Raw genomic sequence first — 16,143 nt, forward strand, 5'->3', positions numbered from 1 at the left:
TCACCCGAGCACGAGCCAGCCTGAACGAACAGGCAAACCAAAACTGAGACGGACCCCTCGCAGGTCAGCGGCACCTCAGCACAGCGGAGGATGCCACCCCGGATACCGCCCTGAAAGAGCCGGGAATCAGCCCTGTTCGCCGCCGTCGGCCTGCTGCTTGGCGACCTCGGCGTGGACCTCGTCCATGTTCAACCCCTTGACCGCTGAGACGACCTCCTCCAGCTGCTGCGCGTTGAGCGCGCCGGGCTGGGAGAAGACCAGGACCTTCTCACGGAAGGCCATCAGCGTGGGGATGGAGGTGATGTTCGCCGCGGCGGCGAGTTCCTGTTCGGCCTCAGTGTCCACCTTGGCGAAGGTGACGTCACTGTGCTGCGCGGAGACCTCCTCGTAGACCGGAGCGAAGCTCTTGCAGGGTCCGCACCAGTCGGCCCAGAAGTCCACAAAGAGGATGTCGTTGTCCTCCAGCGCCTGCTGGAAGCCTTCGGCTGTCAGATCAGTAGTAGCCATGACGGCAACACTACGCCAGCAGCCCCGCGGCGCTGAATCACAGACCGTGCTGATCAGCGCTCGGCTTAAGAGGCTGCTCGCATCACGGCCTCACCCGCAGTCCAGGTGTGGCGTCATGCTCCCGACGGATCGAGGGACAACTTGCAGTCACAGAACGAGGGATTTCCGGGCTCAGAGGAGCTGACGGTGACTGAAAAGGGGACGCGGATTTCTCCGATCCGCGACAGCACTCCTCGTGAGACGACTCAGGGCCCGGAACTGTCGTTCCGGGCCCTGAGTGAGCGGTTGAACTGCTCAAGTGATGCGGTGGCAGATGAGGGATTCGAACCCCCGTAGGCAATGCCAGCTGATTTACAGTCAGCCCCCTTTGGCCGCTCGGGTAATCTGCCGCAGGAACCATGACCGAGCTGCGGCGAACCAGAAATCCGCCCAGCCCTGTCAGGCACCCGACAACTTTACCCGAAGTCCCCGAGCTTTTTCGAATCCGCGGAGCAGCTGGCCGGGATATCATGCCCAAGACCACAGCTGCCCCCGGTACTCCCTCCGCCAGGCCGGGATGAGGCGGGGCAGGACATCAGGCGCGAAGGAGCACCAGTGCAGGATCTCGACGCCGAGAGCTTAGCCAAGACGCTGACCGAACGAAGTCCTGCAGGCATCGCCGAAGAGGTGCGCGAGCTCATCGTCGCCGGCACGCTCACCGCCGGGATGCGGCTTCCCACCGTGCGCGATGTCGCCGCCGAGCTGGGCATGAGCGTGGGAAGCGTAGCATCGGCCTACGGCCTGCTGCGCGAAGGGGGACTCGTCGAGACCCGCCGCCGCGGAGGGACCCGGATCGTCGAGGGCGGGCACCTGGGCCCACGCTTCTCCGGATGGTCCGAGGTGGACCTGCTGCGCTGCGCCCCCGACCCTCACCTGCTCCCCAGCGCCGAAGATGCCCTACTGCGCGCGGTGAAGCAGCACGACGTCAATACGTGGAGCCGCGAGCACATCATCACGGACCTCGCCCGTGAGCTCAGTGCGCGGCTGACCGACCTGCCCCGCAGCTTCGCCGCCGTCTCCTCCGGCGCCGAAGGGCTGTGGCTGGCCACACGAGCGACCGCCGAACAGGGTGCCACACTCGCCGTCGCCGAACCGGCTTCACCGGGATACCTCGCCGTCTTAGAGTCCCTGGGACTGCATACTCTGGCAGTGACCTGTGACGAGGAGGGCCCCCGCCCGGAGGATCTGGAGCAAGCCCTGGACGGCGGCGCCGCCGTCTTCGTCCACTGCCCCGGCGGAGCCTTCAGCGACAGGGGCACGCTCAGCGCCGAGCGTGCGCTGGCGCTGGAGAAGGTGCTGGAGCGGCATCCGGACACGCTGATCATCGAGGACGATCCGCTCGGGCCGGTCTCGGAGTACCAGCAGGGCCACTCCCTCGACGTGTTGTTCCCCGAGCAGACACTGCGCGTTCTGGGCTTCGACCGCGCAATGGGAATCGATGTCCGCACCTCGGTGCTGGCCGGGCCGAAAGCTCTGATCGACCGCTGCCTGATGCACCGCTCCGGGGGCGTGGCCTCGAACAGCCGACTGCTACAGCACGCACTGGCGCATATGCTGCGTGATCCGCAGGTCACCCACCGGCTGCAGTCAGCGCGCACCCACTACGCCCTGCGGCGGCGACTGGCGCTGGACACCTTCGCCGAGGCAGGGCTGACCGTACGCAGCGGACCGGCAAGCTGGGCACTCTGGGTGGAGGTGAGCGACGAACGTGCCGCGGCACTGGCTCTGGCAGGCAGGGGGGTCGTCGTCGACGTGGGTGCCGGAAGCATGATCAGCCAACAGAGGCCCGGGATGCTGCGGCTGTCGATCGCGCAGCTGCCGGAAGACCCGTCACTGCTCCGGGAGCTGGCTCGTCTCGTCGCCGATGCAGCCTCCGGCCAGCTGGAGGACGTCACCTTCCTCTGAAGTCGCGCGGTGCTGATGAGCTGATGTGCAGAGGATCGCCACGTATCCCCGCACCTGGATCGGCACGCTGCCACTCTGCTCAGGCGGCCAGCAGTGCTCGGTCCAGATCCTCGATGAGGTCTTCGACGTCCTCGATACCCACGGAGAGCCGCAGCAGATCCGCCGGAGGTGCCTGGGGTGTGCCGCGGGTCGAGCCGTGGGTCATCGTCGCCGGATGACTGATGAGCGACTCCACTCCCCCGAGGCTCACCGAGAGGCCGAAGACGCCGGTGGACTCCGCAACCCGACGCGCTGCGGCCTCACCGCCGACCACGGCGAAGGAGACCAGTCCCCCGAATCCGGACATCTGCCGTGCGGCGATCTCATGGCCGGGGTGATCGGCCAGGCCGGGATACAGCACCCGGGCGATCCGCCGGTGCCCGGTGAGCCATTCGGCCACGGCCCTGGCGTTCTCGCAGTGCTGACGGATCCGCACGCCCAGCGTCTTCAGCCCGCGTGCAGTGAGGAAGGCGTCCTGCGGCCCGGCCACCGCACCGGCGGCGAACTGCTGGTAGCCCAGCAGATCCCCCAGCGGCTCGCCCTCCCACACGGCCTCACCGGTGACCAGTGCCCCGCCCAGAACATCGGAGTGTCCGCCGATGTACTTGGTCGTCGAATGCACCACCACGTCAGCGCCCAGCGCCAGGGGCGTCTGCAGTGCCGGGGAGGCGAAGGTGTTGTCCACCGCCAGCAGGGCTCCGTGCGCGTGCGCCGCCTCAGCCCAGCGTGCGATGTCCACGACGCTGAGCAGCGGGTTCGTGGGAGTCTCCAACCAGACGAGCTTCGCCGCGTCATCCTCAAGGGCCGCCCGCAGCGCCGTCTCGTCCTGCGGATTGACGAAGACCGTCTCCACACCCCACCGGGAGTACAGCACCGAGAGCAGCCGGTGGGTTCCGCCGTAGGTCTCGGCGGCGGCCAGCACGGTATCGCCCGGGCGCAGCACCGCCCGCAGCAGCGCGTCCTCGGCGGCGATCCCGGAGGCGAAGGCGAAACCGCGGGCACCGCCCTCCAGCGCGGCCAGCTGGGTCTCGAGACCACTGCGGGTGGGGTTCGCCCCGCGGGAGTACTCATATCCCGTGTAGAAGGTGTCCACTCCGGGCTGCGTGAACGTGGAGGTCTGGTAGATGGGCGGAACCACGGCGCCGGTCAGGCCGCAGGGTTCCTGCCCGGCGTGGACCGCCGAGGTGCGGAATCCCGGGCGGACGACGTCGAGGCCGAGGTCAGGGAGCGTCGTCATGCGCGGACTCCTTCCAGGATGCGCAGTTCGTCACGGACGTCGAATCCGCTGCCCTGCTGCGCGGTCTGCCAGCCGGGCCCCTCCTGGGGCCTGTGCTCCTCCTGGGGTCTGTGCCCGAGCGCCGCCTCGAGGGAGGAGGCGAGGTCAGCCCAGATGTCCTCGACGTCCTCCCGTCCGACCGCCAACCGCACCGTCTGCTCGGTGATCGCACCGGCGGCGCGCAGCTCCTCGCTGAGCCGGCAATGCGTCATCGACGCCGGATGACAGGCCAGGGTCCGCGCATCACCGAGGTTCGCGGCGAGCTTGACCAGGGTCAGGGAGTCGAAGAACCGCTCGACGTCGGCGCGCTCCGGCAGCTCGAAGGACAGCACGGCACCGGCACCGCGGGGAAAGTCTCGCTGGGCGATGGCCGCATCCTGAGACGCGGGCAGGCTGGGATGCCGGACCGTCTCCACCGCGAGGTGCCGCTCGAGCCGCCGGGCCAGCTCCTCGGTGGAACGGCAGTGGCGCTCCATCCGGACGTCGAGGGTCTCGATGCCCTCCAGCAGCTGCTGGGCATTCCAGGGCGCCAGCGTGGGGCCGAGATCGTTGAGCAGCTGGGCGCGGATCAGGTGCAGCAGCGCACCGTGGTCCCCGTGGGCCGCCACCAGTGACCGGCCTCCGAAGCGGCGGCGGGCCGTAGTGAGCTGGAGCCAGCGCTGCGGGTCGGCCGAGGGCGTAAACCGGCCGGTGTCGACGATAGCTCCTCCCAGGACGGTACCGCCGCCGGAGAGGTACTTGGTGGCGGAATGCACCACCAGGTCGGCACCGAGCTGACCCGGACGCAGCAGGTGCGGGCTGGCCAGCGTGTTGTCCACGACCAGCGGCAGCTGGGCACTGTGGGCGATCTCTGCCAGCGCCGGGATGTCCGGGAGGTCGGCGTGTGGGTTGCCGATGGACTCCACCAGCAGCGCCCGGGTGCGGAAGGTGATCGCCTGCCGCCAGCTCTGCGGATGATGCGGGTCCACCCAGGTGACCTCGATGCCGGCTTCGGCCAGAGTGTCGTTGAGCAGGTCTGCGGTACCCCCGTAGATGCGCTCAGAGGCGACGATATGACCGGCGGAGACCCCCGGGTCGGGTTCGCCGTCGGGAGATTGCCCGGACCGGCCCGCCAGGGCCAGCAGCGTGAGGCTCAGCGCGGCCTGCCCAGAGGCTGTGGCTACCGCGCCGACGCCGCCTTCCAACGCAGCGATGCGCCGTTCGAACAGGGCCACTGTGGGATTGCCCGTCCGCGAGTAGGTCAGCCCCGGACTGCGCTGGGCGAAGCGCTCCCGGGCCTCGGCCAGAGTGGCGAACTCATAGGCCGCGCTCAGGTGCACCGGGGCCACCACGGGGGTTCCGGCCGGCTCAGCGCCGGTGCCCGCATGGATCTTCGCCGTGGCCCCGGAATCACGGTGGAGCGTGTGCTGCCCCGGCGTGTTCGGGGAGGCAGGCCCCGCTGAAGACCTCGGTGATGAATGGGATGTGGAATGCGGGTCAGCCATCACTGGACCCCCTCCTTCGAGTGGGGGCGCAGGGGCCCGTCACCAGTGTTCCGGGCCCGCCGAGAGCGCCATGCTTACCACGTGCGGTGTGCACGCAGCCGGATCGTCATCTGGGGCACCCCGCCACAGCGAGAGGGTTGCCGACCGGTCGGCCAGAGCCTTGGAGACCGGTGCTCGTGATCCTTAGACCGTCACACTACCACCGAATCATGAACATTGACAGCACATGAGGGGCAGAGTGTTCATCTCTTGGGAGCGCGATGGAGGTCAGCGGAAGAGCTGCGCGGTGGCCAGCTGCGCGCCCTCGGCCAGGCTTTCCAGCTTCGCCTGGGCGATCTGCGGATGGATGCGCCCGCCGAGGCCACAGTCGGTGGAGGCGATGACGTTCTCCCGCCCCACCCGCTCGGCGAAACGGATGATCCGCTGGGCCACCAGCTCCGGATGCTCGACGACGTTCGTCGCATGGGAGACGATGCCCGGCAGAATGACCTTCCCCTCGGGCAGCTCGACGTCGTCGAAGACGGTGAACTCATGCTCGTGCCGGACGTTGGCGGCCTCGAAGGAGTAGTACTTCGCGTCGATCTGCAGCATGAGATCCACGATGTGCCGGAACTCGATATCCGTGGTGTGGGGGCCGTGCCAGGAGCCCCAGCACAGGTGGAAGCGGACCTGTTCCTGCGGGAGGCCGCGCAGAGCGTAGTTGATGGCCTCGACGCGCAGCTGGGTGAAGCGCCGATAGTCCTCGATGCTGGGCTCCGGGGTGATCTGGTCCCAGTTCTCGGCGATCGAGGGATCGTCGATCTGCAGGATCAGCCCGGCGTCGATGATGGCCCGATACTCTTCCCGCAGCACCTCGGCCCAAGCGTAGAGGTGTGCCTCCTCGTCCCGGTAGTGCCGGTCGGCGATGCGCGCACCAGAGCCTGGCGCGATCGAGGTCATGAATCCGGTCTCCAGTCCGGCGGCGTCGAGACCGGCCCGGAAGTTCGCGATGTCTGAGGCGATCTGCTCCTGCCCCGTATAGGCCAATTCGCCCACAGTGGCGGGGAACGGGGTGGCGGTGTTGCCGGTGCCGATGCCGGATTCCGGGTCCTGATAGGCCTGCTGGAACCGCACCCAGTCCCGGCGGTTCGGGAAGCTGGTCAGCTGGATCTCACCGGGGGACGATTCGACGTTCGGCTGGCTGAAGATGTCCTCTCCGGTGACCTCCAGACCTTCCACGCGCTGGAAGATATAGGACCACCAGGCGCCGTAGTCGGTGGCTTGGCTCATCGCTTTGCCGTACTCGCCGTCGCCGGGAACCGTGATGCCTGCCGCCTGCTGCCGGGCGACGATGTCGGCGACGGCGGCGGAGAGGCGCTGCTCGAACTCCTCGGTACGGATCAGGGTGAGGCCGTCGTCGGCGAACTCCCGGGCAGCATTGGCGGCGATCAGCTCCTCGGTGCGGGGCAGCGAACCGGCATGGGTGACCAGGATCTGCTCAGTGGGGTCGGGGGTCTGCGGCATAGTGGAGCCTCCTTCGTGGCACATGTTCGGTCTATGTGATCGGCGTTGAAATTTATGTTCAACTGTTTGTCAGTTGTATCACGCCGGTGCACCGCAAGGCACCCGCCAGTCCGCCTTCCGCGAAGAACCCAGGAGCCGTCGAGGCTCGCGCCATAGACTGGGGCGCAGGAGCTGACCACACCGACGACGGCACCTCGGCGGCGAAATCCGCCGTCCGCCTCGCCGTCTCCCTGACTTCACGAGGAGGATCCCTATGGCCAAGGACTCAAGCTTCGACATCGTCTCCACTGTGGATAAGCAGGAGGTCGCCAATGCGCTGAACCAGGCGCAGAAGGAGATCGCCCAGCGCTACGACTTCAAAGGGGTCGGGGCGGAGATCGACTTCTCCGGAGAGAAGATCCTGATGCGCGCCAACTCTGAGGAGCGGGTCAAAGCGGTGGCGGACGTCTTCGGTTCGAAGCTGATCAAACGCGGGATTTCCCTGAAGGCGTTCGATTCCGGCGAACCCTACGCCTCCGGCAAGGAATACCGCATCGAGGGCCTGATCAAGGAGGGGATCGATCAGCCGACGGCGAAGAAGATCTCCAAGATCATCCGTGACGAGGGGCCCAAGTCGGTCAAGGCCACCATCCAGGGTGATGAGCTGCGCGTGACCTCGAAGTCCCGGGATAATCTGCAGTCGGTGATCGCCCTGCTCAAGGACTTCGACGACGCCGCCCTGCAGTTCGTGAACATGCGATGAGGAGGCCCCAGTGAGCCATCACAACGGACGACTACGGACCATCGGGCTGCTCTCGCTGCTCTTCGGGCTGCTGCTGGCCATCGGCGCGATCCTGGCCTACTCCTCCGGAAACTCCTTCTTCCTGGTCCTCTTCGCCGGCATCGGCCTGGTCTCAGTGGCCTACAGCTACTGGAACTCGGACAAGATCGCCCTGCGTGCGATGAAGGCCTACCCGGTCTCCCGGGAACAGGCCCCGGCGCTCTACACGATGGTCGAGGAACTCGCGCAGCGGGCCCAGCAGCCGGTGCCGCGCATCTACATCGCCCCTTCCCCGACGCCCAACGCCTTCGCCACCGGCCGCAACCCGGAGAACGGGGTGGTGTGCTTCACCGAGGGGATCCTGAATCTGCTCAATGAGCGGGAGCTGCGCGGGGTGACCGGTCACGAGCTGATGCACGTCTACAACCGGGACATCCTGATCTCCTCCGTGGCCGCCGCCGTCGCGGGGATCCTGACCACGGTCAGCCAGTTCTTCCTGCTCTTCGGCATGGGCCGCGGTGGCAACAACAACGGCGGCGGGAACCCGCTGGCGCTCATCGGCTCACTGGTGGCGGTGCTGCTGATGCCGCTGGCCGCCGGTCTGATCCAGATGGCAATCAGCCGCACCCGGGAGTACGACGCCGACTCCGACGGTGCTCAGCTCACCGGTGATCCGCTGGCGCTGGCCTCGGCGCTGCACAAGCTCGCCGGCGGCATCGAGCGGCAGCCGATGGCGGAGGACCCGAAGCATGACGCGCACGCGCACATGATGATCGCCAACCCCTTCGGCGCCCGCGCGAAGCAGCTGTTCTCAACCCATCCCCCGATGCCCGAGCGCATCCGGCGGCTCGAGGACATGGCCGGCTACCGCGACCCCGGGGCGCAGGGCTGAAAGAGTCCCGCCCACACACATCGAGTCCCCGATTCCTGCAGCGTGTCGGGCCAAAAACGGCCTGAACTGCTGCGGGAATCGGGGACTCGATGCAGTTCGGGGCGGCGTTCAGCCGAGATCGCGGTCGAGCTGGCGGGAGATGCGGACCATCTCGTCACGCGGCACGACCTTCACCCGCTCACGCTCCACCGGGCCCTTCGAGGTCGCCTCGGAACCGAGGCCGACCTCGTGCTGGTCCAGCTGCAGCCAGCCCTCCCAGGTGGTGTACTCCACTCCGCGGGACTCCAACAGCTCGATGATCGACTGCTCCTCCGGCGATGCCGCCGGCGGCAGCTGATGGATGTCCTCCAGCAGGCAGCCCACCGTCTCCAGCGCATCACCCTTGGTGTGGCCGATCAGCCCCACCGGGCCGCGCTTGATCCACCCGGTGGCGTAGGTGCCGGGCATATGGGCGCCGTCGTCGCCGATGACGCGACCGGCCTCGTTGACGATCACTCCTCGGCGGGAATCGAAGGGCACGCCGGAGACCTCAGAGCCGAAGTACCCGATCGCCCGGTAGACCGCCTGGCACTCATAGTCGATGTACTCACCGGTGCCGGAGACCCCGCCGGAGCCGTCGAGCTCCATCCGCTCGAAACGCACCCCGGCGACCTTTCCGGCCTGCTCACCGCTGCCCTCCAGGATCTCCACCGGCTGGTGCAGGAAGTGCATGTGCAGCCTCCGGGAGGCCTCCTCAGTGCGCTCCTCCTGCTCCACCAGCCAGTTGGTCAACGTGTTGACCATGGTCTTGACCTGGTTATTGGTGCGGATGGACTCGTCTGAGGCCTCGTCGAACTCGAAATCCTCCTCGTAGAGGACGATGTCGACGTCCTGGGAGTGCGCCAGCTCGCGCAGCTCCAACGGCGTGAACTTCACCTGCGCGGGACCGCGCCGGCCGAAGACGTGCACATCATTGACCGGCGAAGCCGCCAGCCCCTCGTACACGTTGTCCGGGATCTCCGTGGTCAGCATGGACTCGGCGTGCTTGGCCAGCACCCGGGCCACATCCAGGGCCACATTTCCGTTGCCGATGACAGCGACCTTCTCGGCCTCCAGCGGCCAGTCGCGCGGGTAATCGGGGTGGCCGTCATACCAGGAGACGAAATCGGCCGCGCCGAAGGAGCCCTCGAGCTCGATACCCGGGATGTCCAGCTCGGCGTCGCGGATCGCGCCGGTGGCATAGATGACGGCGTCGTAGTGGTGCCGCAGGTCCTCCAAGGTCAGATCCGAGCCGACGTCGACGTTGCCGAGCAGACGGATGTCTCCGCGGTCCATCACCTTATGCAGCGCCTTGACGATGCCCTTGATACGCGGGTGGTCCGGTGCCACGCCGTACCGGATCAGGCCGAAGGGCGCCGGATAGCGGTCGAAGAGGTCGATGCTGAACGTGTGCTCACTCTTGTCCTGGGATTTGGCCAGGATGTCCGCCGCATAGACACCGGCCGGCCCGGCGCCGATGATCGCGACACGGAGGGGCCGGGCAGGAGCATTGTCAGACACGGTGAGGATCGTCCTTCCACTGAGGCAGCGCGATACGAGCGAATTTCCACAGAACAGTATGCCGTATTGGTCAACGCCGCCCCGACCAGGCCTGTTCCTCAGGTTGCCGACATCACACCCGCGCAGAGCCGATACCGGCCCACCCCGGCTGCTGGCTCATAGAATGGGCACTATGTCGGAGATGTTCCTCGAGAAGTTCCAGCAGCTGGTATCCACCCACCTCGACGACCGATGGTCACCCCAGGAGGGCTTCACCCGGGAGGAGCTCGACGAGCAGCTCGCCGCTTCCGCCCTGCCGCAGGGGACGCAGCTGCCGCTGGTGCTCGATGAGTTCTACCGGGCGCTGGGCCGCTGCGAAGAGATCCTGGAGGCCCATCACTTCTTCTTCGACGCCGATGAGCTCGAGATCGAAGACGGCCACCTGATCTTCCTCGAAGACGAGGAGGAGACCTGGGTATGGGGTGTGCCGGTGGAAGACCTCGACGTCCCGGACCCGCTGATCCGCCGTCGCAGCACCACTGACGGCACCTGGACCCCTGAGGATGCCACGGTCAGCGAGTTCATCTTCGACCTCCTCGAGTTCTCCTTCGAGGAGGAATGATGGCCGGAGACCGCGCCGCCGGTTCTGCGGAGGCCACTCCGCGCCCACCGCAGAATCCCAGCTACCGAGAGCCGATGCGCGACGCCGCCGGGCTGCCGCTCTGGCGCTCCCATGAACCAGACGACTACGTCTGCCCGTTCTGCCGTCTGGCCGCTGGGGACGTCTCCGATCCGCAGAACCGCTGCGAGCTCAGCGATCTTGTCTACCAGGATGAGGACCTGCTGGTGTTCATCGCCGCCGATGGGTTCGGCCCCCATGCCGGACACGCGATGATCACTCCGGTGGCGCATCGCGAGGCGCTCTACGACCTCGACGATGACCTGCTGACGAAGATCACCCTGATGTCCCGTGACCTCGCCCTGGCGATCCGTCTGGCGTGGTCTCCGGAGGGCACGTCAGTCCGTCAGCACAATGAGCCCGCCGGCAACCAGCACGTCTGGCACTATCACCTGCACGTGTTCCCGCGATACAGCGATGACATGCTCTACCGGCAGCTGCGCTCACCGCTGGAGGTGGCGCGGCGGGCAGCCTACGCTCAACAGCTGCGCGCGGCCCTGCTTCAGGTGCTCAGCCGGAGGCATTCGGCCGCGGACTGAGCCGGACACACCGGACAGCCTGGTCAGCCCAAAATTCTGGTCAGCGCAGAACTCTGGCTCATTCAGGATTCGCGGTCGACGACGGCGTCGGCGAAGGCGATCAGCGCGGACTTCACCGTCGACTCCGGCAGCCCTGAGACAGCCTGCTTGGCCTGCTCCGCCCAGTCGCGGGCGACCTGCCAGGAACGCTGCGCGGCAGGATGAGCGCCGAGAGCCGCCACCGCCTCCGCCAGGGCGTCGTCAGAACTGAGGTCACCATCGACCAGGGCAAGGGTCTGCACGGCGTGCTCGTCACCGGAGGCCGCCGCCTCGCGCAGCAGCAGCACCGGCAGCGTCGGCACACCTTCGCGCAGGTCAGTGCCCGGGGTCTTCCCCGAGGTGCCGGCGTCGGCGGTCAGGTCGATGACGTCATCGGCGAGCTGGAACGCCACACCCACCGCCTCACCGTAGGCCTCGACCATCTGCACAGTCTGCTCCGCACAACCGCCGAAGTGGGCACCGAGCCGGGCCGCCGCCGCCAGCAATGAGCCGGTCTTATCGGCGATGACCTGCAGATAGTGCCGGTGCGGATCCTCGCCGTCCTGCGGGCCGACGGTCTCATGGAGCTGGCCGAGGACCAGCCGTTCAAAAGTCTCGGACTGCACCCGAGTACCCTCCAGCCCGAGGGTCGCCATCTGCTGGGAAGCTCGGGCCAGGATCATGTCACCGGTGAGGATCGCCACCGAGTTGCCCCAGATCTCATGCGCGGCAGGCGCCCCGCGGCGCACCGGCGCGGAGTCCATGACGTCGTCATGGTAGAGCGTGGCCAGGTGCGTCATCTCCATCACCGCGGCGGCCTGGCGGACGCTGGCGTCCGGTCCGTCACCGAGCAGTGAGGTCAGCACGGTCAGCAGGGGGCGGACGCGCTTGCCCCCGGCCTCCGCCAGATGCCGGGCAGCGGAGTTGGTGAGCTCATCAGCACTGGAGAGCCCGGCGAGCAGGCGCTGTTCCACGTCGGCGAGCGCGTGCACCACCGCAGGGGCGATCTCGGCGTCCTCAGCGAGGACGTCGAACCCGGCGGGCAAGCTCAGCGACGGCGTGGGGGCGGCTGCGTCAGTCATCGTCACCAGCCTACCGAGCTTCCGCAGCCGATGCGGCGGGCTTGAGCCCATAGTGGATGGCGACGATGCCCCCGGTCAGGTTCCGGTACCTGATCTGCTCGAAACCAGCCTGGGCGATATCGGCGGCGAGCTCGTCCTGGTTCGGCCAGGCCCGGATGGATTCGGCCAGGTAGACATAGGCCTCCGGGTTGGAGGAGACCACCCGGGCCGCAGCCGGAAGAGCACGCATCAAGTATTCGTTGTAGACCACGTTGAACGGGCGGAACGTGGGGTCCGAGAACTCCATGACGGCCAGCCGTCCGCCCGGGGCGGTGACGCGGAACATCTCCTCCAGCGCACGGCGGTGGTCGACGATGTTGCGCAGGCCGAAGGAGATGGTCACCGCGTCGAAGCTGGCGTCCTCGAAGGGCAGCTCCATGGCATCACCCTGGACGAAGGTCATATCCGGGCGACGGCGACGGCCGACCTCAAGCATTCCCGTGGAGAAATCGCAGGCCACAGCCTCGACCCCGGCGTCGTGGAACGGTTCGGTGGAGGTGCCGGTGCCGGCGGCGAGATCGAGCAGCCGCTCGCCCGGTGCCATGTTCAGCGCCTCGATCAGGCGTCTGCGCCACAGGCGGCTCTGCCCGAGGGAGAGGACGTCGTTGGAGAGGTCGTAGCGTTCGGCGACCTCGTCGAACATGGACGCGACCTCCTGAGGGTCCTTGTCCAACTGGGCGCGCCGTCCGGAGCGGCTGTCTGCTCGAGTCACCCGAACATTGTCCCAGATCCACAGGGTGACATCGTCCGTGCTGACCGGACCTGCGCCTCAAAGACCTCGGCCTGGCCTGGGCCCCCGGCGTGGGCTCCCGGCGTGGGCGGATAGACTGACCTGCGCCATGGACACCCCACCGCTGCGCGCCGAGACCCGAGAGATCACCTGTGATGCCGGCGTCGGGCTGCCCGATCTGCTGCCGCAGCTGCAGCCCACCGGGGCGTGGCTGCGCGAGGGCGAGGGCATCGTCGGTCTGGGTGTGGCCGATTCGACGATGGCCTCAGGGTCGCAGCGATTCGGAGATCTGGCGCATTGGTGGGAGCGCCGCCGCGCACAGATCCATCAGGTGCGCGACTCCCCCGCACTGGACGATGTGCCCGGCTGCGGCCCGACGGTGTTCGCCTCGGTGACGTTCTCTTCCCGCTCCACTGCGGCCTCCCTGCTCACCCTGCCGGAGGTGATGATCGGTGAGGTCGCCGGACACCGCTGGGTCACGGTCATCAGCACCGATGCGGCTGCTGATCCTGACCAGCCGCTCGACGTCGAGGCCACCCTGACGCGATACGGCCTCGAGCTGACTTCCGGCACCCTGACGCTGATCGACCGTCCGTCGGAGCCGGCCACCTACCGCCCCGCAGCAGCCAGTCTGCCGGCAACCACCCTGACCGAGGGCACCCACTCCCCCGAGCACTACTTGGCAGCGGTGGCCGCTGGGGTGGACTCCATCGCTGAGCGACGGCTGGAGAAGCTGGTCTTGGCCCGCGATGCCCTCGTCACGGCAGATCAGCCCCTCAGTACAGGGACGGTACTGTCACGCCTGGCCCGCACCTATGCCGGATGTTGGACGTACTTGGCCGGCGACGTCCTCGGCGCCACACCGGAGATGCTGGTCACCATCCGGCAGGAGAAGCTGGCCTCCCGGGTGCTGGCCGGGACAGTGGACCGCCGTGTAGGCACCGAGGAAGCCCGGGGCCTGCTGCTCGAAGACCCGAAGCAGCGCACTGAGCATGAGATCGCGGTCCAATCCCTGCTGAGCCAGTTGGCTCCAGTGGTGGAGGTCATCAGCGCACAGAATCCGCCCCGAGTGCTGGAACTGCCCAACGTCTACCATCTCTCCACTGATGTCACCGGCCGGCTGGCCCGCACCGCCGACGGCGACGGCCGCTCAACACTGCCTCCGGCGCTGCTCGTCGCCGAACGCGCCCACCCGACAGCGGCAGTATGCGGCACCCCCACAGCGACGGCGGCCGACCTGATTCCTACGCTCGAAGAGCTCGACCGGGGCCCGTTCACCGGCCCGGTGGGGTGGATCGACGCCGCCGGCAATGCGGACTTCGGCATTGCCCTGCGCGGCGGAGTCCTCGAAGACGAGGGCCGCAGCATCCGGCTCTATGCCGGATGCGGGATCGTCGAGGGATCACGTCCCCACGAGGAACTCGAGGAGACCTGGGCGAAGCTGCGACCGATGCTCTCGGTGCTCGACGTCGAACGGTGAGCACCGGGCAGTGAGCACAGGGCGACGGCCCGGCCGGACGCTCACCCCGAACCCTCCTCCCGGCGCGGCCGCCGTCGGGACGCCGCATGGCGAGCTGCTTTGGCGCGGTTACCGCATCGGCGCATAGAGCACCACTGCCGCCGCAGTCCCCGCGAGCGGTCCACGTAGCGCAGTCCGCAGCGCGTGTGGGCACAGACCTTGATCTGCAGCAGCCCGGATGCCGAGGCCTGTTCCGCAACCAGGGCGATCGCATCTGAGGCGAGGATTCCCAGAGCCGCCTCGACCTCCTCAGCCCTCTGTTCGACCGATGCCGGCTCGGGGGTACTGAGCTGCGGAACCGGGGCACGCCGCGCCCACTGATTGATCAGGCGAATCTGGCCGGAGTCAGCGTCACGCCCCGGCACGAGGACGGCATCTACTGCGTCCCGCAGTGCTCGGGCAGCCTCCAGCGGCGAAGCCTCGGACTGGTCAGCCCTCGACTGCGGTGTGACATCCAGCAGGCCCGCACGGCCCAGCCAGCGCTGGAGGTCCTGCGGGGTATGCAGCGTCTCTGTCGGTGTGCGCGTGCGGTCACGAAGCGTGTTCAGGAAGTCCACCGACGGGGCTCCGCCGTCGAAGATCCACTCATACTCAGTCACCATCAGAACCCATCCTATTGACTAACCATTTAAGACGGTTAGTATCAGAGCTATGGGAGACATGAGAGACCTCAGCACTCTGCGGATGCACTTTCTGAGCAGCCACCCCGACGACGCCGCGGGCCAGACGCCGCCGTTCGATTCCGCCAGGTCAGGCAAAGAACCCGCCGTCCTGCTCCACGGTTGGCCCCAGACCTCCTCCTGCTGGCGTGAGCTCATGCCCCTGCTGACTGCCGACCGGCGCGTCATCGCGCCGGATCTCCGCGGCTACGGCCTCACCGGCAAACCCACGCGGGGGTATGACAAGAGACAGATGGCAGCAGATGTCATCGAGCTGCTCGATGCCCTCGAGATCGAGCGGGTACATCTGGTGGGCCATGATCGCGGGGGTCGCGTCGCCCATCGGCTGGCCCTTGACGCTCCGCACCGGGTCTCGACCCTGACCGTGTTGGACATCGCCCCCACCCATGCGATGTTCTCCGCAGACATGCAGGCGGCGGACGGCTACTTCCACTGGCTGTTCCACATGCAGCCGGACCTCCCTGAGCTGCTCACCGCCGGAAGGGAGGCCGAGTATCTGCGGTACTTCTTCCAGCGATGGACGTTCCGGCGTGATCTCCTCGCACCGAAGATCCCGGAATACATCGAGGCCTTCACCCAGCCCGGAGCCATGCGGTCCGGCTTCGACGACTACCGCGCCTCCTGGCAGGACATCGCAGACGACGAGGAGGACCTGCGCGCCGGACGACGCCTGACGGTACCCACCCTGGCGCTCTGGGGCGCCCAAGGCCTGGCCTCCGGGTTGGATATTCTCGATCTCTGGCGTCCCTACATCACTGAGGCAGACAGGGCTGAGGCAGAGGCGGCATCGGCCGAGCCGGACCGCGGGCAGCGAGGCGCTGCGCCACGGCTGCTGCGCGGGCGGGCCGTAGAGTCCTGCGGACACTTCATCCCGGAGGAGCAGCCTGACCTGCTGGCCGATGAGCTGAAGAGCTTCTGGGAGACTGCCCACTGA

At 67.5% G+C, this 16,143-nt stretch carries 15 protein-coding genes, 1 tRNA gene and 1 riboswitch; of the genes, 7 read left to right on the forward strand and 9 right to left on the reverse strand.

Going from position 1 to position 16,143, the window contains the following annotated elements:
* Positions 1 to 126 precede the first annotated feature (126 nt).
* The gene (trxA, locus tag RIL96_RS12040; RefSeq protein ID WP_310549270.1) at positions 127 to 507 is read right to left on the reverse strand and encodes a thioredoxin; all 381 of its coding nucleotides are present in this window, start codon (positions 505 to 507) and stop codon (positions 127 to 129) included.
* Positions 508 to 814: 307 nt separating this feature from the next.
* A tRNA-Tyr gene (locus tag RIL96_RS12045) sits at positions 815 to 896 on the reverse strand.
* Positions 897 to 1,101: 205 nt separating this feature from the next.
* Here RIL96_RS12045 and RIL96_RS12050 point away from each other — a divergent pair.
* Positions 1,102 to 2,451, forward strand: coding sequence for an aminotransferase class I/II-fold pyridoxal phosphate-dependent enzyme (locus RIL96_RS12050; protein WP_310549271.1), 1,350 nt, complete (start codon positions 1,102 to 1,104; stop codon positions 2,449 to 2,451).
* 79 nt (positions 2,452 to 2,530) lie between these two features.
* On the opposite strand, the gene RIL96_RS12055 is transcribed toward RIL96_RS12050, so the two are convergent.
* The 3 genes from RIL96_RS12055 to RIL96_RS12065 form a co-directional block, all read right to left on the reverse strand.
* Positions 2,531 to 3,727: a cystathionine gamma-synthase gene (locus tag RIL96_RS12055; protein ID WP_310549272.1), complete on the reverse strand. Its 1,197-nt coding sequence runs from the start codon at positions 3,725 to 3,727 to the stop codon at positions 2,531 to 2,533.
* Complete coding sequence (locus RIL96_RS12060) at positions 3,724 to 5,250, reverse strand: O-acetylhomoserine aminocarboxypropyltransferase/cysteine synthase family protein (protein WP_310549273.1); 1,527 nt, start codon at positions 5,248 to 5,250, stop codon at positions 3,724 to 3,726. The genes RIL96_RS12055 and RIL96_RS12060 overlap by 4 nt, the downstream gene beginning before the upstream one ends.
* A gap of 65 nt (positions 5,251 to 5,315) precedes the next feature.
* Positions 5,316 to 5,432: riboswitch (SAM riboswitch) on the reverse strand.
* A gap of 85 nt (positions 5,433 to 5,517) precedes the next feature.
* Complete coding sequence (locus tag RIL96_RS12065) at positions 5,518 to 6,753, reverse strand: cobalamin-independent methionine synthase II family protein (RefSeq protein ID WP_310549274.1); 1,236 nt, start codon at positions 6,751 to 6,753, stop codon at positions 5,518 to 5,520.
* A gap of 253 nt (positions 6,754 to 7,006) precedes the next feature.
* Here RIL96_RS12065 and RIL96_RS12070 point away from each other — a divergent pair, with 253 nt between their 5' ends.
* Positions 7,007 to 7,495 (forward strand): YajQ family cyclic di-GMP-binding protein, encoded by a 489-nt coding sequence (locus RIL96_RS12070; RefSeq protein ID WP_310549275.1) that lies wholly within the window; start codon positions 7,007 to 7,009, stop codon positions 7,493 to 7,495.
* 10 nt (positions 7,496 to 7,505) lie between these two features.
* Positions 7,506 to 8,405, forward strand: a complete 900-nt coding sequence (locus RIL96_RS12075) for a M48 family metalloprotease (protein ID WP_310549276.1) — start codon at positions 7,506 to 7,508, stop codon at positions 8,403 to 8,405.
* A 108-nt stretch (positions 8,406 to 8,513) separates the two neighbouring features.
* Here the strand turns inward: RIL96_RS12075 and RIL96_RS12080 are convergent, their stop codons facing one another.
* A complete protein-coding gene (locus tag RIL96_RS12080; RefSeq protein WP_374761889.1) occupies positions 8,514 to 9,944 on the reverse strand; it encodes an FAD-dependent oxidoreductase in 1,431 nt (476 codons plus the stop codon).
* A 172-nt stretch (positions 9,945 to 10,116) separates the two neighbouring features.
* On the opposite strand from RIL96_RS12080, the gene RIL96_RS12085 reads away from it, so the two are divergent.
* Together RIL96_RS12085 and RIL96_RS12090 are read left to right on the forward strand one after the other, a co-directional pair.
* Positions 10,117 to 10,545: a hypothetical protein gene (locus RIL96_RS12085; protein ID WP_310549277.1), complete on the forward strand. Its 429-nt coding sequence runs from the start codon at positions 10,117 to 10,119 to the stop codon at positions 10,543 to 10,545.
* 74 nt (positions 10,546 to 10,619) lie between these two features.
* Positions 10,620 to 11,141, forward strand: coding sequence for an HIT family protein (locus RIL96_RS12090; protein ID WP_310549293.1), 522 nt, complete (start codon positions 10,620 to 10,622; stop codon positions 11,139 to 11,141).
* Positions 11,142 to 11,203: 62 nt separating this feature from the next.
* On the opposite strand, the gene RIL96_RS12095 is transcribed toward RIL96_RS12090, so the two are convergent.
* Both RIL96_RS12095 and RIL96_RS12100 read right to left on the reverse strand, forming a co-directional pair.
* A complete protein-coding gene (locus RIL96_RS12095) occupies positions 11,204 to 12,241 on the reverse strand; it encodes a polyprenyl synthetase family protein (protein ID WP_310549278.1) in 1,038 nt (345 codons plus the stop codon).
* A gap of 10 nt (positions 12,242 to 12,251) precedes the next feature.
* Entirely contained in the window at positions 12,252 to 12,923 is a 672-nt protein-coding gene (locus RIL96_RS12100; RefSeq protein ID WP_445482787.1) for a demethylmenaquinone methyltransferase, read from the reverse strand.
* 196 nt (positions 12,924 to 13,119) lie between these two features.
* Between RIL96_RS12100 and RIL96_RS12105 the strand changes: the two genes are divergently transcribed.
* The gene (locus RIL96_RS12105) at positions 13,120 to 14,490 is read left to right on the forward strand and encodes an isochorismate synthase (protein ID WP_310549280.1); all 1,371 of its coding nucleotides are present in this window, start codon (positions 13,120 to 13,122) and stop codon (positions 14,488 to 14,490) included.
* A gap of 41 nt (positions 14,491 to 14,531) precedes the next feature.
* Here RIL96_RS12105 and RIL96_RS12110 read toward each other — a convergent pair whose 3' ends face one another.
* Positions 14,532 to 15,131 carry a CGNR zinc finger domain-containing protein gene (locus RIL96_RS12110; RefSeq protein ID WP_310549281.1) on the reverse strand — a complete coding sequence of 200 codons (600 nt, stop codon included), beginning with the start codon at positions 15,129 to 15,131 and terminating at the stop codon, positions 14,532 to 14,534.
* A gap of 49 nt (positions 15,132 to 15,180) precedes the next feature.
* On the opposite strand from RIL96_RS12110, the gene RIL96_RS12115 reads away from it, so the two are divergent.
* Entirely contained in the window at positions 15,181 to 16,143 is a 963-nt protein-coding gene (locus RIL96_RS12115) for an alpha/beta fold hydrolase (RefSeq protein ID WP_310549282.1), read from the forward strand.

It is taken from the genome of Nesterenkonia aerolata, from assembly GCF_031470965.1.
Taxonomy (GTDB): Bacteria; Actinomycetota; Actinomycetes; order Actinomycetales; family Micrococcaceae; genus Nesterenkonia; species Nesterenkonia aerolata.

Bases quoted from the DNA above. Each gene is read 5' to 3' on its own strand.
- RIL96_RS12110 (WP_310549281.1), bottom strand. From the start codon at position 15,131: ATGGTGACTGAGTATGAGTGGATCTTCGACGGCGGAGCCCCGTCGGTG.
- RIL96_RS12065 (WP_310549274.1), bottom strand. From the start codon at position 6,753: ATGCCGCAGACCCCCGACCCCACTGAGCAGATCCTGGTCACCCATGCC.
- RIL96_RS12100 (WP_445482787.1), bottom strand. From the start codon at position 12,923: ATGTTCGACGAGGTCGCCGAACGCTACGACCTCTCCAACGACGTCCTC.
- RIL96_RS12060 (WP_310549273.1), bottom strand. From the start codon at position 5,250: ATGGCTGACCCGCATTCCACATCCCATTCATCACCGAGGTCTTCAGCG.
- trxA (WP_310549270.1), bottom strand. From the start codon at position 507: ATGGCTACTACTGATCTGACAGCCGAAGGCTTCCAGCAGGCGCTGGAG.
- RIL96_RS12090 (WP_310549293.1), top strand. From the start codon at position 10,620: ATGCGCGACGCCGCCGGGCTGCCGCTCTGGCGCTCCCATGAACCAGAC.
- RIL96_RS12095 (WP_310549278.1), bottom strand. From the start codon at position 12,241: ATGACTGACGCAGCCGCCCCCACGCCGTCGCTGAGCTTGCCCGCCGGG.
- RIL96_RS12085 (WP_310549277.1), top strand. From the start codon at position 10,117: ATGTCGGAGATGTTCCTCGAGAAGTTCCAGCAGCTGGTATCCACCCAC.
- RIL96_RS12070 (WP_310549275.1), top strand. From the start codon at position 7,007: ATGGCCAAGGACTCAAGCTTCGACATCGTCTCCACTGTGGATAAGCAG.
- RIL96_RS12055 (WP_310549272.1), bottom strand. From the start codon at position 3,727: ATGACGACGCTCCCTGACCTCGGCCTCGACGTCGTCCGCCCGGGATTC.
- RIL96_RS12105 (WP_310549280.1), top strand. From the start codon at position 13,120: ATGGACACCCCACCGCTGCGCGCCGAGACCCGAGAGATCACCTGTGAT.
- RIL96_RS12115 (WP_310549282.1), top strand. From the start codon at position 15,181: ATGGGAGACATGAGAGACCTCAGCACTCTGCGGATGCACTTTCTGAGC.